The organism is Phyllobacterium myrsinacearum, assembly GCF_014138285.1.
Classification (GTDB): domain Bacteria; phylum Pseudomonadota; class Alphaproteobacteria; order Rhizobiales; family Rhizobiaceae; genus Phyllobacterium; species Phyllobacterium myrsinacearum_A.
The window spans coordinates 325,261-346,373 of record NZ_JACGXN010000002.1; the positions used below are offsets into that span (position 1 = coordinate 325,261).

At 58.2% G+C, this 21,113-nt stretch carries 20 protein-coding genes; 13 read left to right on the forward strand and 7 right to left on the reverse strand.

Annotated features, from left to right (window positions below):
- Positions 1-2 precede the first annotated feature (2 nt).
- The 3 genes from FHW16_RS11155 to FHW16_RS11165 all read right to left on the reverse strand — a co-directional run bounded on the left by FHW16_RS11155 (position 3) and on the right by FHW16_RS11165 (position 3,028).
- Positions 3-587 carry an RNA polymerase sigma factor gene (locus FHW16_RS11155; RefSeq protein WP_246711714.1) on the reverse strand — a complete coding sequence of 195 codons (585 nt, stop codon included), beginning with the start codon at positions 585-587 and terminating at the stop codon, positions 3-5.
- 81 nt (positions 588-668) lie between these two features.
- Entirely contained in the window at positions 669-1,355 is a 687-nt protein-coding gene (locus tag FHW16_RS11160; RefSeq protein WP_182549264.1) for a 4Fe-4S dicluster domain-containing protein, read from the reverse strand.
- 86 nt (positions 1,356-1,441) lie between these two features.
- Positions 1,442-3,028, reverse strand: a complete 1,587-nt coding sequence (locus FHW16_RS11165; RefSeq protein WP_182549265.1) for a trimethylamine methyltransferase family protein — start codon at positions 3,026-3,028, stop codon at positions 1,442-1,444.
- Between the two features lie 253 nt (positions 3,029-3,281).
- Here FHW16_RS11165 and FHW16_RS11170 point away from each other — a divergent pair, with 253 nt between their 5' ends.
- On the forward strand, positions 3,282-3,980 hold the full coding sequence (locus FHW16_RS11170; protein ID WP_182549266.1) for a corrinoid protein: 699 nt from the start codon (positions 3,282-3,284) through the stop codon (positions 3,978-3,980).
- A gap of 94 nt (positions 3,981-4,074) precedes the next feature.
- Here FHW16_RS11170 and FHW16_RS11175 read toward each other — a convergent pair whose 3' ends face one another.
- The gene (locus FHW16_RS11175; protein WP_182549267.1) at positions 4,075-4,230 is read right to left on the reverse strand and encodes an entericidin; all 156 of its coding nucleotides are present in this window, start codon (positions 4,228-4,230) and stop codon (positions 4,075-4,077) included.
- Positions 4,231-4,305: 75 nt separating this feature from the next.
- Between FHW16_RS11175 and FHW16_RS11180 the strand changes: the two genes are divergently transcribed.
- The 9 genes from FHW16_RS11180 (at position 4,306) to FHW16_RS11220 (ending at position 12,876) form a co-directional block, all read left to right on the forward strand.
- Positions 4,306-4,929, forward strand: a complete 624-nt coding sequence (locus tag FHW16_RS11180; RefSeq protein ID WP_432652018.1) for a DUF1638 domain-containing protein — start codon at positions 4,306-4,308, stop codon at positions 4,927-4,929.
- A 69-nt stretch (positions 4,930-4,998) separates the two neighbouring features.
- Positions 4,999-5,583 carry a DUF4893 domain-containing protein gene (locus FHW16_RS11185; protein WP_182549269.1) on the forward strand — a complete coding sequence of 195 codons (585 nt, stop codon included), beginning with the start codon at positions 4,999-5,001 and terminating at the stop codon, positions 5,581-5,583.
- A 68-nt stretch (positions 5,584-5,651) separates the two neighbouring features.
- Positions 5,652-6,314, forward strand: coding sequence for an exopolysaccharide biosynthesis protein (locus tag FHW16_RS11190; protein WP_182549270.1), 663 nt, complete (start codon positions 5,652-5,654; stop codon positions 6,312-6,314).
- 330 nt (positions 6,315-6,644) lie between these two features.
- Positions 6,645-6,947 carry a virulence factor gene (locus FHW16_RS11195; RefSeq protein WP_091877734.1) on the forward strand — a complete coding sequence of 101 codons (303 nt, stop codon included), beginning with the start codon at positions 6,645-6,647 and terminating at the stop codon, positions 6,945-6,947.
- Positions 6,948-6,963: 16 nt separating this feature from the next.
- A complete protein-coding gene (locus FHW16_RS11200; protein ID WP_182549271.1) occupies positions 6,964-7,830 on the forward strand; it encodes a methylenetetrahydrofolate reductase in 867 nt (288 codons plus the stop codon).
- A gap of 11 nt (positions 7,831-7,841) precedes the next feature.
- Complete coding sequence (locus tag FHW16_RS11205; protein WP_182549272.1) at positions 7,842-8,804, forward strand: methyltetrahydrofolate cobalamin methyltransferase; 963 nt, start codon at positions 7,842-7,844, stop codon at positions 8,802-8,804.
- Positions 8,805-9,133: 329 nt separating this feature from the next.
- Positions 9,134-11,161, forward strand: a complete 2,028-nt coding sequence (locus FHW16_RS11210; protein WP_210278110.1) for an ASKHA domain-containing protein — start codon at positions 9,134-9,136, stop codon at positions 11,159-11,161.
- A gap of 78 nt (positions 11,162-11,239) precedes the next feature.
- Positions 11,240-12,154, forward strand: a complete 915-nt coding sequence (locus FHW16_RS11215) for an ROK family protein (protein WP_182549273.1) — start codon at positions 11,240-11,242, stop codon at positions 12,152-12,154.
- Entirely contained in the window at positions 12,151-12,876 is a 726-nt protein-coding gene (locus tag FHW16_RS11220; protein ID WP_182549274.1) for a copper homeostasis protein CutC, read from the forward strand. The genes FHW16_RS11215 and FHW16_RS11220 overlap by 4 nt, the downstream gene beginning before the upstream one ends.
- A 25-nt stretch (positions 12,877-12,901) precedes the next feature.
- Here FHW16_RS11220 and FHW16_RS11225 read toward each other — a convergent pair whose 3' ends face one another.
- The gene (locus tag FHW16_RS11225; protein ID WP_182549275.1) at positions 12,902-13,804 is read right to left on the reverse strand and encodes a LysR family transcriptional regulator; all 903 of its coding nucleotides are present in this window, start codon (positions 13,802-13,804) and stop codon (positions 12,902-12,904) included.
- Between the two features lie 141 nt (positions 13,805-13,945).
- Here FHW16_RS11225 and FHW16_RS11230 point away from each other — a divergent pair, with 141 nt between their 5' ends.
- Both FHW16_RS11230 and FHW16_RS11235 read left to right on the forward strand, forming a co-directional pair.
- Positions 13,946-14,206: a hypothetical protein gene (locus tag FHW16_RS11230; protein WP_182549276.1), complete on the forward strand. Its 261-nt coding sequence runs from the start codon at positions 13,946-13,948 to the stop codon at positions 14,204-14,206.
- A 219-nt stretch (positions 14,207-14,425) separates the two neighbouring features.
- Positions 14,426-15,424 carry a GlxA family transcriptional regulator gene (locus FHW16_RS11235; RefSeq protein WP_182549277.1) on the forward strand — a complete coding sequence of 333 codons (999 nt, stop codon included), beginning with the start codon at positions 14,426-14,428 and terminating at the stop codon, positions 15,422-15,424.
- Between the two features lie 223 nt (positions 15,425-15,647).
- Here the strand turns inward: FHW16_RS11235 and FHW16_RS11240 are convergent, their stop codons facing one another.
- Positions 15,648-16,499 (reverse strand): DUF1194 domain-containing protein, encoded by an 852-nt coding sequence (locus tag FHW16_RS11240; RefSeq protein WP_182549278.1) that lies wholly within the window; start codon positions 16,497-16,499, stop codon positions 15,648-15,650.
- Positions 16,500-16,625: 126 nt separating this feature from the next.
- Positions 16,626-19,142 (reverse strand): GcvT family protein, encoded by a 2,517-nt coding sequence (locus tag FHW16_RS11245; protein WP_182549279.1) that lies wholly within the window; start codon positions 19,140-19,142, stop codon positions 16,626-16,628.
- Positions 19,143-19,386: 244 nt separating this feature from the next.
- Between FHW16_RS11245 and FHW16_RS11250 the strand changes: the two genes are divergently transcribed.
- The gene (locus tag FHW16_RS11250) at positions 19,387-21,111 is read left to right on the forward strand and encodes a hypothetical protein (protein WP_246711715.1); all 1,725 of its coding nucleotides are present in this window, start codon (positions 19,387-19,389) and stop codon (positions 21,109-21,111) included.
- The last annotated feature ends 2 nt before the right edge of the window (positions 21,112-21,113 follow it).

Consider the following 21,113-nt stretch of genomic DNA (forward strand, 5'->3'; position numbering starts at 1 on the left):
GTCTAAAAGCCCTCCGGCGCGCGCAGAATGCGCTTCAACCGTTTTTTGGCGTCGTGTATGTGCCACGAAACCGTGGCCTCGGCGCAGTCCAGCACTTCGGCTGCGTGCGCGTGGTTCAATCCCTCTCCATAGACCAGTAGCACCGCATCGGCGGTCTTGTCGGGCAATGTCTTTACCGCTGCCCACAGGGCACCAACGTCCGCGTCGATATCCGAACCATCGGCAACCGGCACATCGTTGAGCAATTCGCGATGATAGGCCTCCGCCTTGCGCTTTTCCCTTGAATATCTGCGCATGTGATCGCGGGCGGCATTCAGGGTCATCTGGTAAAGCCACGTGCGCAATGCGCCCTGCCCGCGCCACTGCCGGATGGCACTGCCGAGCTTGATACAGACATCCTGCGCGATATCTTCCGCATCGTTGCGGTTGCCCGACCAGCGCCAGGCAATGCGATGGATGAAGTCGTAGTTCTGTTCAACCAGAACGCTGAATGCTGTTCGATCCCCTGCCCGCGCTTGCGCCACAAGGGTTGAAACATCAGCCGTGTCATCCATCAAACCGGAAGTGTCCAAAATGCGTGTCACCATGTTCATCGCCCCTTTGACGATGCAACCGGATCAATCCTTGGGTGAAAAATCGAAATCAATCAAAATATTTTTCGCCCATGATCAGCCGTGGGCAAACGCAGCCATGTGAAAGCGTTGCTGATCCGGCATATAGGCGTGTTCCTGCCCCACCGGACAGGCCAGACGCGCGAGGCACCCGCCACCCATGCAAAGCGCGCCCTCCGGCCTCGCCAGATAGCTGCGGCAACGGTCAACGGCAAAACCGGTTCCATCGAAGGCATCGACCGGACAGGTATGCAGACACGGTTTTTCGACGCAGCTGTCACAAGGATGGTTGTTGGATGGGTGGGGTGCGAAACGGATGATCCTGTCAAAAAGCAGCGCACCGCGAAACGCCTGCCAGAGGCCGTATTCGGGATGAATCAGGAGCCCCAGTGGCGAGGCAGACAGGCCTTCCGCGCGTTTTGCCCACTGCTGAAACGGCATGTAGGGCTTGTCGGATGGAAACACCGCCTGTCCTCCCACCGCACCAGCCACGTCCGTGAGAACCTCCTTGGACCACGTGTCCAGCGGATCGGGCTGATCCCTGTGGGACTGCCGCCATTGTGTGAAAGGCGGCCAGATCGATGAGCCAAAATGGCCGACGAGAACCACGCTGCACGCTGCAGCGCCATGGCTCAGGCGGGGCGCATCGTCATCGGGTCCAAACACAAAACCGCCGCGCGGAACGAGACCATGCGGTTCCAGCGCGGCGGTGATCTGGTCAATGATCGGATCAATAGCGGTCATCCCGGACCCGGACCTTTGACAGCAGAGGCCCAGACTTCGTGATGGATCAAATCGGCCACTTTAGCCCGGCCGTCTTCGGGCTTCTTTCAGGTGAATGCGTCGGGCATCGACGCTTTTTTCTTCGCAATGAATTCCTTGAGGGATTCGTCGATGGCCGGGTCGAGATAGGGTGCCTCATAGGTTTCGAGCCATCGGCGTGCCAGATCGTTGCCGCGTTGATCGGCGCGTTTCTCGCCTTCGGCCAGCCATTGCTCGTAGGAATTGTTATCGGCAATGTTCGAGCGGTAGAACGCCGTCTGGAAGTTCGCCTGCGTGTGATCGCAGCCGAGATAGTGACTGCCCGGACCCACCTGCCGGATCGCATCCATCGCCTGGCCGTTCTCGGAAAGATCAATGCCCTCGGCGAATTTTTGCGCCATGCCGAGCTGGTCGATGTCCATCATGAACTTCTCATAGGAAGACACGAGACCGCCTTCGAGCCAGCCGGCCGAATGTAGCACGAAATTCGTGCCCGCGAGAAGCGTCGAGTTCAGCGTATTGGCGCTTTCATAGGCCGCCTGCGCATCGGAAACCTTCGAGGCACAGAGCGAACCACCGGTACGGAACGGCAGTCCGAGCCGCCGTGCCAGCTGTGCCGCGCCATAGGAAACAAGCGACGGCTCCGGCGTGCCGAATGTCGGTGCCCCCGACTGCATTGAAATCGATGAGGCAAAGGTGCCGAAAATGACCGGGGCGCCGGGACGGATCAGCTGGGTGAAGGACGCGCCTGCCAGCACTTCCGCCAGAACCTGCGTCAACGTACCGGCCACCGTCACCGGGCTCATCGCTCCGGCGAGAATGAACGGCGTGACGATGCAGGCCTGATTGTTGCGGGCATAGACCTTCAGCGCGCCAACCATCGTCTCGTCAAAGACCATGGGGGAATTGGCGTTGATCAGGCTGGTCAGGACCGTGTTCTGGTCGAGATAATCCTCGCCGAACACCAGCTTGCACATGGCAATCGTGTCTTCTGCCCGTTCCGGCGCCGTGACCGAGCCCATGAATGGCTTGTCGGAATATTTGATGTGGGCGTAGACCATATCGAGATGGCGTTTGTTGACGGGCACGTCAACCGGTTCGCACACGGTTCCGCCGGAATGGTGGATCGACGGCGCCATGTAGGAGAGCTTCACGAAATTATTGAAGTCTTCAATCGTTGCATAACGGCGATTGCCTTCGAGATCGCGCACGAAGGGCGGACCGTAAACCGGCGCGAACACCGTGGCCTTGCCGCCGATCTGTACAGACCGTTCAGGGTTGCGTGCATACTGCGTATAAACCGAAGGAGCCGTTTTCAGAAGCGACCGGGGAAGACCCTTGGGGAAATGCACCCGCTCGCCTTTAACGTCGGCTCCGGCTTCACGCCAGAGCTGCAGGGCCTCCGCATCGTCGCGGAACTCGATGCCGATCTCTTCAAGCACCGTATCCGCATTGGCTTCGATCAGCGCCAGCCCTTCTTCATCCAGCACCTCATATTCGCGAATCTTGCGCGTGATAAAGGTAAGCGACTTGCCCGGGCCGCCGCCGGAACGGGCTGCTCGGCGGGCAGCTGCGCCTGCACCGGCACCACGTCCGCGGCGTCCGCCGCTTTCTGCCGTGTCCGCAGGTGCATCGACTGGCGTTTCCTGATTCATTTTCTCTCTCCCGGCGCTTGATGCGCGGATTGGTTCTTCGGTCATGACCTCAACAGTCAAATCCTACCCGCGACACATATCGGGGCGTTTCCGTGTGCGTCAAACAATGGCGCATGGAAGACAACCAGACAGTCGTTTTCGTCTTTTACGAGGTCGCATTTAAGCAATGCGTTTTCAGCAACTTGCCCGATATGTTAAGGGAATGCCAGTACCGATACAAAGCTGTGCATAACGCTTGAGAGGAAGAACACCCATGGCCGACGATGAAATCATTCTTTCGGAGCTTTCGGACGACGAACTCGTCGAACAAATGCATGACGATCTGTATGACGGATTGAAGGAAGAGATCGAGGAAGGTACCAATATTCTTCTGGAGCGCGGCTGGGTCCCTTACCGGGTTCTGACCGAAGCGCTGGTCGAAGGCATGCGTATCGTAGGCGAGGATTTCCGCGACGGCATCCTTTTCGTGCCGGAAGTTCTGCTTTCAGCCAATGCCATGAAGGCAGGCATGTTCATCCTGCGCCCTCTCCTTGCAGCAACTGGCGCACCGAAACAGGGCAAGCTGGTTATCGGAACCGTCAAAGGCGACATTCACGATATCGGCAAGAATCTCGTCGGCATGATGATGGAAGGCGCTGGCTTCGACGTCATCGATCTCGGCATCAACAATCCGGTCGAAAACTATCTGGCCGCCATTGAAGAACACAAGCCTGACATTCTCGGCATGTCCGCCCTGCTTACAACGACGATGCCCTATATGAAGGTCGTTATCGACACGATGAAGGAAAAGGGCATTCGCGACGATTACGTCGTGCTCGTTGGCGGTGCTCCCCTAAACGAAGAGTTCGGCAAAGCCGTGGGCGCGGATGCCTATTGCCGCGATGCGGCCGTCGCGGTTGAAACCGCCAAGGACTATATGAAGCGCAAGCACAACCAGTTGGCCGGTGCCTGAACCAGAACAAAACGGCCGCATCCAAATGCGGCCGCTTTTTCATGCAATACATGCAATATAAGTTTGCTGAAATTGATCTGGCTGGATCAAGTCATCAGTTGGCAGATTTTGCTACCCGATGACCAGCGGACTGGGTTGCATTCACTGTATTGGCTGTATCTGCACCCATGCCGCGGATTGTGTTGGCGCAGCCGGAAAGGGCTACAACAGCAAGAACAGCGGCGATTGGTACAACGCGTGATAGTTTCATGGACAGGGTCTCCCGTTCTGATAGAATTTAATCAACAATCGCATAACGCAATGGAGCGAAATCGGTTCCATGAATATGAGCCAGAAACCGAATAATTCACCGGACACCGTTCGCGTTATTGCCTGCGGAATGATCGCCCGTGAAATTCTGGCGATACGCGAGCAATTTGGCCTCAATCATATCGAGTTGAAATGCCTGCCCGCCGTCTATCATCATTATCCCCAGAAGATCGCACCATCCGTTGACCGGGCCATTGTGCGAGCCAAGGCGCAGGGCATCAAGCGCATCTTCGTCGGCTATGCGGATTGCGGCACCGGCGGCATGCTTGACCGTGTGTGTGAGAAACACGGAGTGGAGCGCATTGAGGGACCACATTGTTTCTCGTTCTACGTGGGCAATAATGCTTTTGCGTCCAAATGGGACGATGACATGACGTCATTTTTCATGACCGATTTCCTCGCCCGGCATTTTGAAGCCTTCATGGTCAAACCCCTCGGCCTCGACCGGCATCCGGAATTGCGCGACATGTATTTCGGCAATTATACCAAGATGATCTACCTCGCGCAGACGGATGATCCCAAGCTCAATGCCAATGCGGAGCGGGCAGCGGAATTCCTCGGCCTTGCCTATGAACGGCGCTTTACCGCCTATGGCGATCTGACACCTGCTCTTCAACAGGCGGCGGCTACGGCTCTTTGACGCTTTCCTTTGCGTTCTGAAATCGGCATGTTCCTGCCCCGGATGGAATCGAAAGCAAAGGACTGTCTCATGTTGTTTCGCACGTTTTTTCTTGCAACGATTGGCTTGAGCACGGTGAGTGCCGCCCATGCGGACGGCGCGATCACCAAGATCATCACTGCCGCTGACAGCAAGCGTCTCGAGCAATATCAGCAGACAAAAACCAAAGCGGTTGCAGAAGCGAAGGCCACCGGAGCGGCAGCGGATGTACGTCTGGTGGACGATTTGCTGAACAAACCCGGACTTCCGTTCAGCCAGGATTTTGACATGACCGGAAACTGGCAATGCCGGACCATCAAGCTCGGTGGCATGGCACCGGCGCTCATCGTCTATGGCTGGTTCAAATGCAAGGTCACCGACGACGGCTCGGGCTGGGCGCTGGAAAAGATTTCGGGCTCGCAGCGCACCAAAGGCCGCTTCTACACCGAAAGCGATACGCGCCTGACCTATCTCGGCACCGGCTATGTCTCGGATCAAAAGCCGGTCAAATACGGCGCAGGACCGAAAACCGACGAAGCCGGTTATGCCTATCGTACCGGGAAAAATGCCTTTCGCATCGAGCTTCCCGCACCCTATTACGAATCCTTGCTCAACGTCATGGAATTCAGACGCTAGCTCTTTTCCGTCATTGCAATGTCACCTTTGCCCCTCCATATGGGCAAAGATTGAATAAAGATGAGCTCATGGTTGCATTAGACACGAAAAATCAGAAGAAAGCGGACGGGACCACGCATGCGGACAATGATCCGCGCCCGCTCTCACAGGTTTTCGAAGACCTTGCACGGACAACCGACGCGCCCGTTTCTTTCACAGAACTTGAAGACGCATTCACGGATCGCAGTTTTGCTGCCCTTCTGACATTTTTTGCCATTCTCAACCTGCTACCTTTGCCGCCGGGGACCGGTATCGTCACCGGCATCCCGCTTGTTCTGGTCTCGGTGCAGATGGTCATGGGACGCGAATCCGTCTGGTTGCCCGCGTTCATGCGAACCAAGACAATCGCGCCGGAACGCTTCCGTCAGGTCTCGAACAGGGTCGTTCCGTGGCTGCAATGGCTCGAGCGGTTCATCCGCCCGCGCAACTGGCCATTCTCGCAGCGTCAGGGTGATCGCTGGCTTGGCGCTTTTACGACAGTCCTTGGCATGTCCGTCGTCCTGCCCATGCCGTTGTCAAACTGGCTCCCGGCCCTTGCAACCGCCATAGTCGGTATCGCTCTGTGCGAACGCGATGGCCGTTTGATGCTCGGTGGTCTCATCCTGGGCGTCATTTCCATCAGCATTGTCTTCGGCTTTGCCTTCATCGCCGCCAATGTGTTTGCCTATCTCCTTACCTTCTGGCCGTTTTGAACATTACTGCAATACTCGGGTGCGTGGTTCGTGGTTCGACAAGCTAAGGAAGCTCACCATGAGGGTGAGGGAGGCTGCAAGGCCAACCGGAGATATTGCAGGCACTAGTCACCTGCGATGCAGAACTTGACTCCCTGCAATCCTCCCTCTCCCTCATGGTGAGCTTGTCGAAGCACGAACCACGCACAGTGGGAATGCAATCCCTTCACTAAAATTCCTGTCGCAAAAGCAACAATGGCGCACGTCGCATTTGAGTGCACGCACGTCGTGAGATAGCAAGCTTAACCCCTGATTTTCCGGCAAAACGGTCGTTGTTGGAGGATAAAGTGCATGGCCGATCTTATTGTCGTTTATTGGCGGGACATTCCTGCACAGGTGACCGTCAAAAAAGGACGTCAAGCCGCAAAGCGCGAACTTCCTCTTCGATTTACTGAAGCCATCGACATGTGTGCGATGCGTATAGGTGCCCGGGATTCGGACGCCTATCTGGCAGAATGGCGCCGGGGAACTCCGGTGCCAGTGAGTGATGATCTGGACGCAGAGGCTGATGCAGCCCTCGCCCGTATTGACAGTGAATATCACCGGGAGCGGCTTGTAGCGCTCGTAAAGGCAGGCGGACATGACAATTCATGAATTGAAAGCAAAGCCCATGACAAAGATCGCAGCATCCATCGAAGTGGCGGCACGCCAGGCGATTGATTCACAGGACCTGCCGGGTCTGTTCCCCGAGGGAACCCGCGTCTATATCACAGATATGGGCACCGATGGCGTCGACACGCTGACAGCTGCGGCCAAGCGCATCCATGATCTCGGCTACAAGCCCGTCCCGCACATTGCATCGCGCCGCCTTGGAACACGGGCCGCTCTGGAAACCCGCATTCGCCGTGCCGCTGAAGAAGCTGGCGTGACCGATGTTCTGGTCATCGGCGGCGGCCTCGAACGGCAGGCTGGCGACTTCTCCTCCACCATGGAAGTGCTGGAAACCGGCTTTTTCGACAAATACGGCATCACAGAAATGGGCGTCGCGGGCCATCCCGAAGGCAGCCCGGAATTTTCCGAGGCGGTTGCCCTTGAAGCACTGCGCCTGAAGAAGAATTTCGGTGAGCGCACCGGCGCCCGTCTGCGCGTGGTTACCCAGTTCGGCTTTGATGCCGACCGTTTCATCCGCTACTCGGAATCGCTGCGCGAACATGGCGTTGATCTGCCCGTGCATCTCGGCGTTGCCGGTCCGGCCAAGATCACCACGCTGATCAAATATGCTGCCATGTGCGGCGTCGGCAACTCGATCAGCTTCCTGAAGAAGAATGCCCTGTCGCTGACAGCACTCGCCACGAGCCATTCGCCGGAAGGCGTTGTTGGCCCGATCGAGCAGCATGTCATCAACAATCCGGCTTCTGCCATCAAGCAGATCCACATTTTCCCGTTCGGCGGCCTGAAGAAGTCGTCCGAATGGCTGGTTGATCGCGGCTCCTGGAGTGTTGCATCGGCCCAATACGCATCCGCAGCAGCGAATTAAGGATTTCCTGAATGACCCGCACGATCGTTGCCTCGGCGACCAGAGAAATCATCATCGGATTTGATCAGCCATTCTGCGTGATCGGCGAACGGATCAATCCGACAGGCCGCAAGAAACTTGCGGCCGAGATGGCTGCCGGCATTTTTGATACGGTGATCAAGGATGCGCTGGAACAGGTTGCCGCTGGTGCAACCATGCTCGACGTCAATGCGGGTGTCACCTCCGTCGACCCGAATGCGACGGAGCCCGGTCTGCTCGTCAAGACACTGGAAATCGTGCAGAATCTCGTCGACATTCCCCTGTCCATCGACAGTTCGGTCACTGCTGCCATCGAAGCTGCGCTGAAGGTCGCCAAGGGCCGTCCACTGGTCAATTCCGTGACCGGTGAAGAGGAAAAGCTTGAGGCCATCCTGCCGTTGATCAAGAAGTACAATGTCCCCGTCGTCGCCATCTCGAACGACGAAACCGGTATTTCCATGGACCCGGATGTGCGCTTTGCCGTTGCCAAGAAGATCGTGCAGCGCGCCGCCGATTTCGGCATTCCAGCCCATGACATCGTCGTCGATCCGCTGGTCATGCCCATTGGAGCCCTTGGCGATGCGGGCCGTCAGGTTTTTGCACTTCTGCGCCGTCTGCGCGAAGAACTGAAGGTCAACACCACCTGCGGTCTCTCCAATATCTCCTTCGGCCTGCCTCATCGTCACGGCATCAATGCCGGGTTCATTCCCATGGTGATCGGCGCCGGCATGACATCGGCAATCATGAATCCCTGCCGTCCGCAGGAAATGGAAGCGGTTCACGCCGCCAACGTTCTCAACGGCACCGACCCCAACTGCACCTATTGGATCAAGAAGTATCGTGACCATCAGCCGGCCGCTGCCGGGGCAGCACCTGCTGTTTCAGTACCGGCCGATGCCAATGGCGGCGGACGCCGGCGCGGTGGCCGTGAAGCGCGGCGCGGCGCGACGGGTTGATTGGTTTGGAATGCCACGCTATTGGCGGCATCAGTCATTGTGCGTGGTTCGTGGTTCGACAAACTCACCATGAGGGAGATGGGTGGCTGCAAGGCTAACCGGAAAGATTGCAGGGTATAGCTCCCTACAATCCTCCATCTCCCTCATGGAGAGCCTCACTCCCCTCATGGAGAGCACCACTCTCCCTCATGGTGAGCTTGTCGAACCACGAACCACACACCACGCATAATGGCGTTGCAGGCGAATGGCATGCGGGACTTGGAGCATTGATCGTGGACGCACCCGTGAAAGACACTGAAGCATCGGCTAAGGACGCCCTCGTTCTGTTCATGCCGTCGGGCAAGCGCGGGCATTTTGCGGTCGGTACGACAGTGCTCGAAGCGGCCCGGACGCTGGGCGTCTATGTCGAAAGCGTGTGCGGCGGGCGCGGCATCTGCGGGCGCTGCCAGATTGATGTGCAGGAAGGCCGGTTTGCCAAACACGGCATCACCTCCTCCAACGACCACATTTCCGAATTCGGCCCGAAAGAAAAGCGCTATGCCGAAAAGCGTGACCTGAAGGACGGACGCCGGCTTTCCTGCTCGGCGACCATTCTCGGCGATCTTGTCGTCGACGTACCGCAGGACGTGCAGGTCAATGCGCAGGTCGTGCGCAAGGATGCCGACACGCGCATCATCGAGCGCAATCCCGCCGTGCACATGTGCTATGTCGAGGTGGAAGAGCCTGACATGCACAAGCCGCTCGGCGATCTCGACCGCCTGAAGGCAGCGCTGGAACAGGAATGGGGCATCCGCAACCTCGATGTGGATACCTATCTTCTGCCGCAGATCCAGAAAATCCTGCGCAAGGGCGAATGGACGGTCACCGCCGCCATCCACCACGATGAGGAAACATCGCGGCCGACCATGATCGGCCTGTGGCCGGGCCTGAAGAACGAGGCCTATGGCATCGCCTGCGATATCGGTTCGACCACCATCGCCATGCACCTGTCGTCCCTCTTGTCGGTGCGCACCATTGCTTCGGCCGGAACATCCAACCCACAGATCCGCTTCGGCGAAGATCTGATGAGCCGCGTTTCCTACGTCATGATGAATCCGGATGGGCGCGAAGGCATGACCAATGCGGTGCGTGAAGCCATCAATGATCTGATCGGCAAGGTCTGCGCCGAAGGCAATGTCGCACGCGAAGATATTCTCGATGCGGTCTTTGTCGGCAATCCGATCATGCACCACCTTTTCCTTGGCATCGACCCGACCGAACTGGGCGGTGCGCCTTTTGCGCTTGCCGTTTCCGGTGCTGTGCATCTGAAAGCCAACGAAATCGGCCTCGCCATGAATCCGGGTTCGCGGGTCTATATGCTGCCCTGCATCGCCGGTCACGTCGGCGCCGATGCGGCAGCCGCGACCCTCGCGGAAGGCCCGCACCGGCAGGACGAGATGATGCTGCTCGTCGATGTCGGCACCAATGCGGAAATCGTGCTCGGCAACCGCCAGCGCACCGTTGCCGCCTCCTCTCCAACGGGTCCTGCCTTCGAAGGCGCCGAGATTTCAGGCGGCCAGCGCGCCGCGCCGGGTGCCATTGAGCGTGTGCGCATCGATCCGGTGACACTGGAGCCGCGCTTCCGCGTCATCGGTACGGAACAATGGTCGGATGAACCCGGCTTTGCCGAAGCGGTACAGGCCAGCGGCATAACAGGCATTTGCGGCTCGGCCATCATCGAAGTCGTCGCGGAAATGTATCTTTCCGGCATTATTTCCGAAGACGGCGTGGTGGATGGCAGTCTGGTCGCGAAATCACCGCGCATCCGCCCAACGGGCCGCACCTTCTCCTATCTTCTGCACGAGGGATCGCCGACGATCATCATCACGCAGAACGACGTGCGGGCGATCCAGCTGGCCAAGGCTGCGCTCTATGCAGGCGTCAAGCTGCTGATGGACAAGCAGGGTATCGATCACGTCGACCAGATTCGTTTTGCCGGAGCCTTCGGTTCGTTCATCGATCCGAAGTACGCCATGGTGCTCGGGCTTATCCCCGATTGCGACCTCGACAAGGTGAAGGCTGTCGGCAATGCGGCCGGCACCGGTGCGCGGATGGCGCTGCTCAACCGCGATTACCGCCGCGAGATCGAAGACACAGTCACCCGCATCGAAAAGATCGAGACGGCACTGGAACCGAAGTTCCAGGAGCATTTCGTCTATGCCATGGCCATGCCCAACAAGGTCGACCCTTTCCCCAAACTCTCGCTCGCCGTCAGTCTGCCGCCACGCAAGAATGTCGGTGAGGATGGCCAGGTCGGCGATGCAACGCCGCGCCGCCGCTCACGCGAGGACAGGGCTGCCCGCCGGTCGCGCGAATAAATCCATTCACTTGAGTTTGCCATGCGGGGAAATTCCGCTATCAACATTCACCATGATTGATTCCGGACCTGTTTTCCCATGATTGCCTGCTTTGACATCGGTGGCTCGGCCATCAAGGGTGCAATGGCCTATGCACCTGAAGACATAAGGCCCCTACCGAAAGTGCCGACGCCCCTGCATGATTTCGACGCCTTTGCCAGTGTCATCGAAAAAATCGCGGCGGACGGCGGCGCTGATCCGGCATCGTTGATCTCCATCTCGGTTGCTGGCGTGGTCGATGCCGAAAGCGGCAGGATCACCTGCGCCAACATCCCCTGCATCCATGGCCGTCCCCTTGTTAAGGACCTGAGTGAAAAACTCGGCCGCCCGGTCCTCGTCGCCAATGATGCCGATTGCTTTGCCCTGTCGGAAGCCGTTGTCGGCGCCGGACGCGGCCACCGCGTGGTGTTCGGGATCATTCTGGGCACCGGCGTCGGCGGCGGTCTGGTCATCAACGGCAAAATCCACGAAGGCGCAGGCGGGTTTGCCGGGGAATGGGGCCATGGGCCGATTTCCGCGACATGGGCGGGCAATCCGCCCATTGCCATCCCGCGCTATGCCTGCGGCTGCGGCCAGGTGGGCTGTGTCGATGCGGTGGGCGCCGCACGCGGTATGGAGCGGCTGCACGCCCATATCCACGGCGTCGACCTGCCGAGCACCGAAATCATCGCGGCATGGAACAATGGCGACGCGGCGGCCGAGCGCACCATCGATTGCTATATCGATATCGTCAGCGGGCCGCTGGCCATGACGCTGAATGTGCTCGGCGCGTCGGTTGTGCCCGTCGGCGGCGGTCTGGCCAATGCCGTCCCGTTGATCGAGCGGCTGGACCGGGCGGTGCGCGACCGCATCTTATGGAAGACCGGCAAGCCGCTGGTCATTCCGGGGCAGCTGAAAATCGAACCCGGGCTGATCGGTGCAGGTGTTCTCGGATTGATGGGCGAAACGAAATGAGCGGCATTCTTCTGGAAGTCTGCGTGGACGATTCCAACGGCCTTGCCGCTGCCATAACAGGCGGTGCCGACCGTGTGGAGCTGTGCTCGGCGCTTGAACTGGGCGGGTTGACCCCGACACCGGGCCTGATCGGCCAAGCGATTGCCTCACCCATCCCGATCTATGCGATGATCCGCCCGCGCCCCGGCAATTTCGTGTTCGCCGAGGCCGATATCGACGCGATGCTGCGGGAAATCGACATGATCCGCAGTGCCGGCCTTGCCGGTGTCGTCTTCGGTGCGAACCACGCTAATGGCAGCCTCGATCATACCACGCTGGAACGTCTGATACGCAATTGTGACGGGCTTGGCGTCACGCTGCACCGGGCCTTCGATCTTGTGCCCGACCTCGGGGAAGCCGTTGAAACAGCCGTCGAAATCGGCTTCGAACGCATTCTCACGTCGGGCCGGATGCCGACCTCGGCGCAGGGGATCGACGATCTGGAAAAGACATTTGCGCTCGCTGCCGGTCGCATCAAAGTCATGCCCGGCTCCGGCGTCAACATCGGTAATGCCGATGCACTTTTACAACGCATTCCTTTCCGGGAAATCCATTCATCCTGTGCTGTGCCGGCTGAACCGGTAAGCGCTGCCGCACAGCGGCTCGGTTTCGAAACCCCCACGCAAAAACGCACCAGTGTTGAACTGGTCAGGGCATTGAAGGCGTTTTGCCTCGCGCGTTGAGGTGTTGGGGTGCGTTTTCACCCCCCTAAAGCTTTCCTGTCCGCTCATAACCCTCGAAATACACCCGGAGATGCTGGGCGACGGCTTTGACATGCGCACCGGCATTCTTGGCCACCAGCATGCCGAGTTTTGATTCCCCGAGGGGCGGCAGCCCGTGTTCGGCGCCAAGCTCAACCATATTGTCTTCAAGCAGGAATTTTGAAAATGGCGCAACCGCAAGGTCAGCCACGATGGCGGCACGCTGCCCCATTGTATGCGCACTCATATAGGCGACGCGATAGTCCCGGCCCGCACTTTCCAGTGCACTGATGGCATTGGCGCGCCAGATACAGCCTTCTTCCCACATGGACAGGGGCAAGGGATTGCGTTCATGCGCCGTACCGCATTTGGCGCCGGCCCAGATGATATCTTCGGTCATCAGGACTTCGACGTCATCAAGCCTTGCCAGTGTTTCATTGACATTGACCAGGGTCACATCAAGCCGTTGCTCATCGAGCCGCTTGCGCAGGCTGTTGCTCTGGTCGATGACCACATCGACGGTCACATCCGGGTGCGATTCGGCAAAGCGCTTGAGAACGAAGGGCAGAACCTTTTCGCCGACATCATCGGGCGCACCGAGCCGGACCACGCCGGAAACAGTCGGAGTGATGAACTTCGCAACTGTTTCGCGGTTGAGCGCGAGCATGCGGCGCGCATAACCCAGCAGAAGCTCGCCGCTCGGCGTCAGCTTGACCGACCGCGCATCGCGCTCAAGCAGGATATGACCAAGCGTCTCTTCCAGTTTCTTGATCTGCATGGATACCGCCGACGGCGTCCGGAACACGGCGTTAGCTGCACTCGAAAAGCTGCCCGTCTCGGCAATCATGGCAAATGTGCGCAACACATCGAGATCAAGGATCGGTATGGGATGCTGCATCGGTGCTGACATTGCGGCGTCTCCTTCATCAATTTTTCTGAACCATAGCGTTCTATAATTTCGTTTGATTGAACATGAACTTGAGCAGATAGTCAAGATCACACAACAAACTGACTGTAGAAAAACAGTCATCTAAAGCATAGGAGCAGTAAAATGAGTGTCTGCAATGAACTTCATGTCAAGCACGAGGCAAGTTTGAGTGAACGTCTTTTCGCCGCCGTGACGCGCACAGCGGAAAACGTAGCATCAATAGCAGCGAGCTCGCGCGATACAATTGTCCGCCAACGCCGTCTGCGTGCAACGGAAGCGGCTCTGGACAGTCTGCCGGAAAATATCCGTTTCGATATTGGCTGGCCGGATTTGTACGAGCGTCAGGTTATCGAGTGCAACGACGTCAACCGTACGCGCCAATAAGCCATGAGAACACAACAGTAAGGGAGCAGACCGGTCCACGTCTGCTCCCTTTATCATGTCATCTACCTGCGCTTTTGCGACACAGGCGCACTCTCTTCCCTTTAGAATAATTCTATGGTTCTATCTGAAAAAAAGCTCCAGAGACCACGTTTGTGATTTGAAGACTCTACTTCAGGTGCGACATGGCCTCGTAGTAAAAAACGGGAACCAAGAATCATCATGAACCAGACGGGCCTCAATAAGCGGTCTTTTGTTTTTTTCCTCGTGCCGAACTTTTCGATGATCGCTTTTGCGACGGCCATCGAACCGCTCCGCATTGCCAATCGCATGCTCGGATATGAGGCCTATCGCTGGCGCCTTGCTTCCGTGGACGGTAAGCCCGTCACTGCCTCCAATGGCGTTGAATGCGCTGCCAACTCCTCGCTTGAAGACGAGCGCCGTTTCCTGACCGGCGAAGACCGCCCCTCGATGGTGTTTGTCTGCTCCGGCGTGCATGTCGAAAAATTCCAGAACAAATCCGTCTATGCCTGGCTGCGTGAAGAGTTCAACCGCGGCGTGGCCGTTGGCGGTCTTTGCACGGGCGCGCATATTCTGGCGGCCGCCGGGCTGCTTTCGGGCAAGCGCTGCGCGATCCATTGGGAAAACCTGCCCGGGTTTGCCGAATCATTCCCCAAAGCCGATGTCTATGCCGACCTCTTCGAAGTGGATGGCAATATCTACACCTGCGCCGGCGGTACTGCCGCGCTTGATATGATGCTGAAGCTGATCGGCGACGATTTCGGCGACAACATCGTCAATCGCGTCTGCGAACAGGCGCTGACAGATCGTGTCCGCAGCCCGCATGACCGCCAGCGCCTGCCGTTGCGCGCGCGCCTCGGCGTGCAGAATTCCAAGGTCCTTACCATCATCGAGTTGATGGAGGCCCGGCTTTCCGAACCGCTGTCGCTGATCGAGATCGCCGATCATGTCGGCCTGTCGCGCCGCCAGATCGAGCGCCTGTTCCGGCAGGAAATGGGCCGGTCCCCGGCACGGTACTATCTGGAGATCAGGCTCGACCGAGCCCGCCACCTGCTGATCCAGTCATCCATGCCCATCGTTGAAGTCGCCGTTGCCTGTGGTTTCGTCTCGGCATCGCATTTCTCCAAATGCTACCGCGAGCTGTATGGCCGTTCGCCGCAGCAGGAACGGGCCGACCGCAAGCAGCTGATGGCGGCTTAGGACGAGTTTCTCCCGTTTTGCTCTGCTGCACGGTGCGGCAGAGACTGTGGTTCGTGGTTCGCCCTTCGACAGGCTCAGGAAGCTCACCACGAGGGGAGTGAGGGTTGCAGGGAGTCAAGTTCTGCAAAGTAGGTGAATAGCGTCTGCACTGTTTTCGGTTAGCCTTGCAGCACCACTCTTCCTCATGGTGAGCTTGTCGAACCACGCACAATGCACATGCAGCCTATCGCGTCTCCCAGTCCTGCATGCGGCGTTGCCATATCCTCTCGCCGGAGAGGCAATCATAGTCTTTTTTCGCCTGGGCGAGAACAACGGGGAGCTTCGCTCGGGGTGACCATTCCGCATGTCTTATGATGCCGGGATCGCCCGCCAGTTCCTGAACGAGCTTGCGCCGCACGGCTTCGGGAAACTGCTCCCATGACGTGACAGGCACCATGAAGGCGCCGCGCCCGCCGATGACGCAGTTGCCGTAATATGCATCAAGATCGGAAACAGCCCAGTCCGAATAGAAATCGCTCTGCGTCATCAACGGCAGGCCATTGATGGTCACGCCCTTGGCTATCGCCTCTTCACGCGCCTCGACAACCGGCCTGCCATGATTGTTCGCGCCGTCGCCGGAAATATCGATCACGTGGCGCGACGACCGGAACGCATTGTTGTCGAACAGCGTCGCGCCAAAATCGATCGCCCCGGAAATGGACGTGCGGCTTTGCGTCGAAGGAATAGGCTGGTCCAGTGCCGAAGCCAGCCGTTCGGCCGATTCCACGCCGTCCACCAGCGTCCACGGCACGATGATCCGCTGCACACCGGCGCCTGCCCATTCGACATAGGTGATTGCCACGCGGCCGTGCACGCCCTCGCGAATGGCATCGATCACCTCTTTGTGGCGCAGCGCAGCGATATAGCCGTCACGCTGAATCTTCTGTTCAAAGGGTTCCATGGAGCGGGAGGCATCTACCGCCAGCACCAGTTCAACATCAACATCAACGGGGGACGGCTGGGCGCATGCGATTGAGCTTGCCAACGAAGCAGCAAGGAGAAGAAAACCGCCGGAAGCTTTCTGTTGCGATGCCATGGGGAAGTGTAACGCAAACGGCCACAATACAAAGCCCGATACAGTCCGTTCACGCTCTATTGAACGCCAACGAAAATGGCGCCCTCGCGGACGCCGTTTCCTGTCTTTCAAACCGTTGGAAGTCTTTTAGGCTCTGAGGCGCTCGTTCTCGGTATCGAACGGAGTTTCGGGGATAACCGTCGCCTTGTGCGTCTTGCCGAGGATCTTGATCTCCAGCTGTGTGCCCAGTGCCGAGTAATCAGGCTTGACCATGGCAAGAGCCAGGCTCTTGCCCAGACGCCAGCCATAACCGCCATGGGTCGCACGGCCGATAAGCTGGCCATTGGCATAGATCGGCTCGCTGCCCCGCGCATCCACATCGGACACACCGGGCACATGCACCTCAAGCGTCACAAAGTTCCACTTCAGGCCATCCTCGCGAGCCTTCACAACCGCATCGCGGCCGATGAAATCCCCCTTGTTGGGATGGACGAAACGATCGAGACCGCTTTCGAAGGCATTATATTCGATCGACAGTTCGCGCGGGATCAGGCGATAGGACTTTTCGACCGCCATTGCCGTCATCGCGCGGATACCGAACGGCTTGATGCCGAATTCCGCACCGGCTTCGAGCAGCAGATCATAGATGCTGTTCTGCTGTTCGATCGGATGATGCAGTTCCCAGCCGAGTTCGCCGACAAAGTTGACGCGCAGGGCATGAGCCGTTGCCGTACCAACGCTGATTTCCTTGCCTGACAGCCAGGGGAACGCTTCATTGGAGAGGTCGGCACGGGTGATCTTCTGCAGAACCTCACGACTCTTGGGGCCTGCAAGCACCAGAACGCCATACATCTGCGTGATCGGGCGAAGCGTCACCGAACCATCGGCTGGCAGCAGCTTGACGAGATAATCATGATCATGGTTCTCGTAGGCACCGGCGGAAACCAGATAGAACTTGCCGGGAGCCCATTCGTAGACCGTGAACTCGGAGCGCACGCCGCCCTGCTTGGTCAGGAGGTGGCAAAGCGCAATACGGCCCTGCTTCTTGGGGATGCGGTTTGCCAGAATGGAATCGAGCCATTCGCGCGCACCGGGGCCCGCCACTTCAATCTTGGCAAAGGCTGACATATCGAGAAGGCCGACATTGCTGGTGACGTTCTTGATCTCGTTGCCGACATGCTCGAAATAGTTCGAACGATGGAAGGACCAGATCTCCTTCACCTTGCCATCCGCATCCGGCTTCGGATGATTGTGGTTCATCAGCACATCCGGCTTGTCCAGCTTGGCGACGTCGAGGCCATAATCCTGCGGCGCAAACCAGTTGGCGCGTTCCCAGCCATAGACGGTGCCGAACACGGCGCCGAGTGCCTTCTGGCGATCATAGGACGGTGAACGCTTGAGCGGACGGGCAGCACCGCGCTCTTCATCGGGATAGTGCACCGAGAACACCTCGGCATAGGCTTCCTCGTTCTTTTCCTTCAGGTAGCCTTCAGTCGCATAGGGGCCGAAGCGGCGCGGATCGACGCCCATCATGTCGATGGAGGGCTCGCCTTCGACGATCCATTCGGCCAGCTGCCAGCCGGCACCACCCGCGGCGGTGACGCCGAAGGAATGGCCTTCGTTGAGCCAGAAATTCTTCAGGCGCGGCGCAGGTCCGATGATGGGCGAACCATCCGGCGTATAGGCGATGGCGCCGTTGTAGACCTTCTTGATACCGACTTCACCGAAGGCCGGAACGCGGGCAATGGCTGTCTCGATATAGGGTTCGAGGCGATCAAGATCTTCCTGGAACAGCTCGTATTCGCTGGCATCGGAAGGGCCGTCGACATAGCAGACAGGCGCGCCCTTTTCATATGGCCCGAGCAGCAGACCGCCGTTTTCCTCGCGCATGTACCAGGACGAATCGCTTTCACGCAGTACGCCCATCTCAGGCAGGCCCTTGGCCTTGCGCTCGACGATGGCGGGATGCGGCTCGGTGACGATATACTGGTGTTCAACCGGAATGACAGGCACGTCGAGGCCGACCATCTTGCCGGTCTTGCGGGCAAAATTGCCGGTTGCCGAAACAACGTGTTCAGCGGTGATGTCGCCCTTGTCAGTTTTGACAAGCCATTCGCCTGAGGGCAGCTGCTCGATGCCGAGAACCGTCGTGTAGCGATAGATGGTTGCACCGCGATCACGCGCGCCCTTGGCGAGGGCCTGCGTCAGATCGGCTGGCTGGATGTAGCCGTCTTCCGGATGCTGGATAGCACCGAGAATGCCGTCCATTTCCGCCAGCGGCCAGATTTCCTTGACCTGTTCGGGCGTCAGCAGCTTGACCGGCACGCCGATCGTCTCGGCAACACCGGCATAGTACATGTATTCGTCCCAGCGATCCTTGGTACGGGCGAGACGGATATTGCTGCAATTGGTGAAGCCGACATTCATGCCGGTCTCTTCCTGCAGCTCCTGATAGAATTTTACCGAGTATTTGTGAATCTGGCCAACGGAATAGCTCATGTTGAACAGCGGCAACAGCCCAGCCGCGTGCCATGTCGAACCTGAGGTGAGTTCCTTGCGCTCGATCAGTACGACATCGCTCCAGCCTTTCTTGGCCAGATGATAGAGTGTCGAGACACCCACCACACCACCGCCGATAACAACTACACGCGCTTGGGTCTTCATTTCATTCAATCCTCTGATATCAATCGGTGGTCAGGCGGCACGCGCCATTTTCTGCACTATGCCGTTCGTACTGTCCATTGCTAAGGCCTGTTTGCGACATGGCCAAAACACGCCGCGACGCGCGGCAAACTGGCTGCATTTTGCATGAATTTCTGCTCAAACTACCACGCCGATTTAACGCAATATGGAGACTTGCCATCGTAATGATGGTCTTCAAGCGCCGCCGAGCCTGAATCGAAGGACAATGTCAGACATTTCCACCGGTATGACCAAACCGCCACGCGTTCTGTTCTCCCCGCTGGCCCTGCTGCTGGTGGTGCTGGTGCTGCTGGCTATTCTGCTCAGCCTGCGTCTCGTCGTGCCGATCGGGCCGATGTACTGGGACACCTATATTTATCTGGATGCGGCCCAGCGCATAAAGATGGGCCAGATTCCGGCCGTAGATTTTCTGGCGCCGGTCGGCGCACTGGATTATTACCAATTCTACTGGCTGCAATGGCTTTTTCCGAATGGTCAACCGACGCTCCTGGCGCAATGGTCCGCTCTCATCGTTGCCGCCCCTCTTATGGCTGTAATCGTTCTGGATCTGGACAAGCGAAGCCGCAATCTCGCCTTTGCCGTGCTCGTTCCCTTTCTGGTCTTTGCCATCTGCCCGACCAACACCCAGAGCTTTCACTCTTATCCCGGATCCAATGGTGTCGGCATTTACAACCGGCACACGTCGCTGCTGCTCTACGTCTTGACCAGCGCGCTGATCTTCCTGCCGAACGCACGCAAGCTCGCCGTCATCGCGGCTCTCTCAATGCTCGCCCTGTTTCTGACCAAGATCACCGGCTTTCTCGCGGGCGGCCTGATCGGTCTGTTTGCAATATTCACCGGCCGGTTGAAATGGCGCCATGTATTGCTGGCCATCACAGTGGTGCTCGCGGTTCTGGCTGTTCTGGAGCTGAACCACCGCATGGTATCGGGCTATCTGTCGAGCATCATCACCTTGGTCGGCATGAACCAGGACATGCTCCTGCCGCGGTTCCTGACCGTTTTCTCCACCAAGCTTGACGTCATCCTGGCCTCGGCAGTCCTCGCGGTGTTTCTGTTCTGGACCAATCGCAACAGCCTCGCCGCCCTGATCAGAAAACTGGCGAGCCAGCCTTCGTCCAAGGCGGCCGCAGCCGTTCTCGATCAGGATTTTCTCTGGATCGGTGTCGTGATGGTCGCGGGAATATTTCTCGAAACCCAGAACACCGGCAGCCAGGAATTCATCTTCCTCTGGCCCGTCCTTCTGGCTCTCATCGTCAAGTCCACCGCCCTGCCGGAACGGCAGCGCCTCACCATCTACGCTCTCGTTGCATTCACGGCGATCCCCACCGTCACCAAGGTCACCCACGAATCCCTGCGCATGGCGGCAGTGGCGCCGACCTACACAGCAGCGCCCGTCACCGACGTGAAATCCATGGGCCTTGTATCGACACACAGGGACATCATGGAACGGGTCGATCTCCTGCAGGCGCATTACGCCAGGAATGCCCTTACCTATCAGGAACTGGCGGAACAGGGGCAGCTTCCAAGCTGGCAACTCTATTCCGAGCTGGATTACCAGATGTTCTGGCTCGTGTCGGCAGATCGGGCAGTCAAGGCGATCAAGCAGTTCGAGGCTGCCAATGGCATACGTCTGAACAGCCTGATGACACTCGATTTCACTAACCCGTTTCCGTGGATTCTTGATCGCGACGCAACGCGTTACATACAGATCGGTGCTGACCCCTTCCGCACTGTCGGCGACTTGACCGCACAGGAAGAAGAGGCCGTAAGGGCGACTGACGGGGTGCTGCGGCCAAGCTGTCCGGTAACCACGGCACGCTTGAAGCTTTGGAAAGTCTACGGGAAGGCCCTGGATGACCGCACCGTCGTCAAGCTGAACGAATGCTGGAATCTACTGTTGCGTCCGGGCATTGCCGTGCTGCGGAAGTAAAA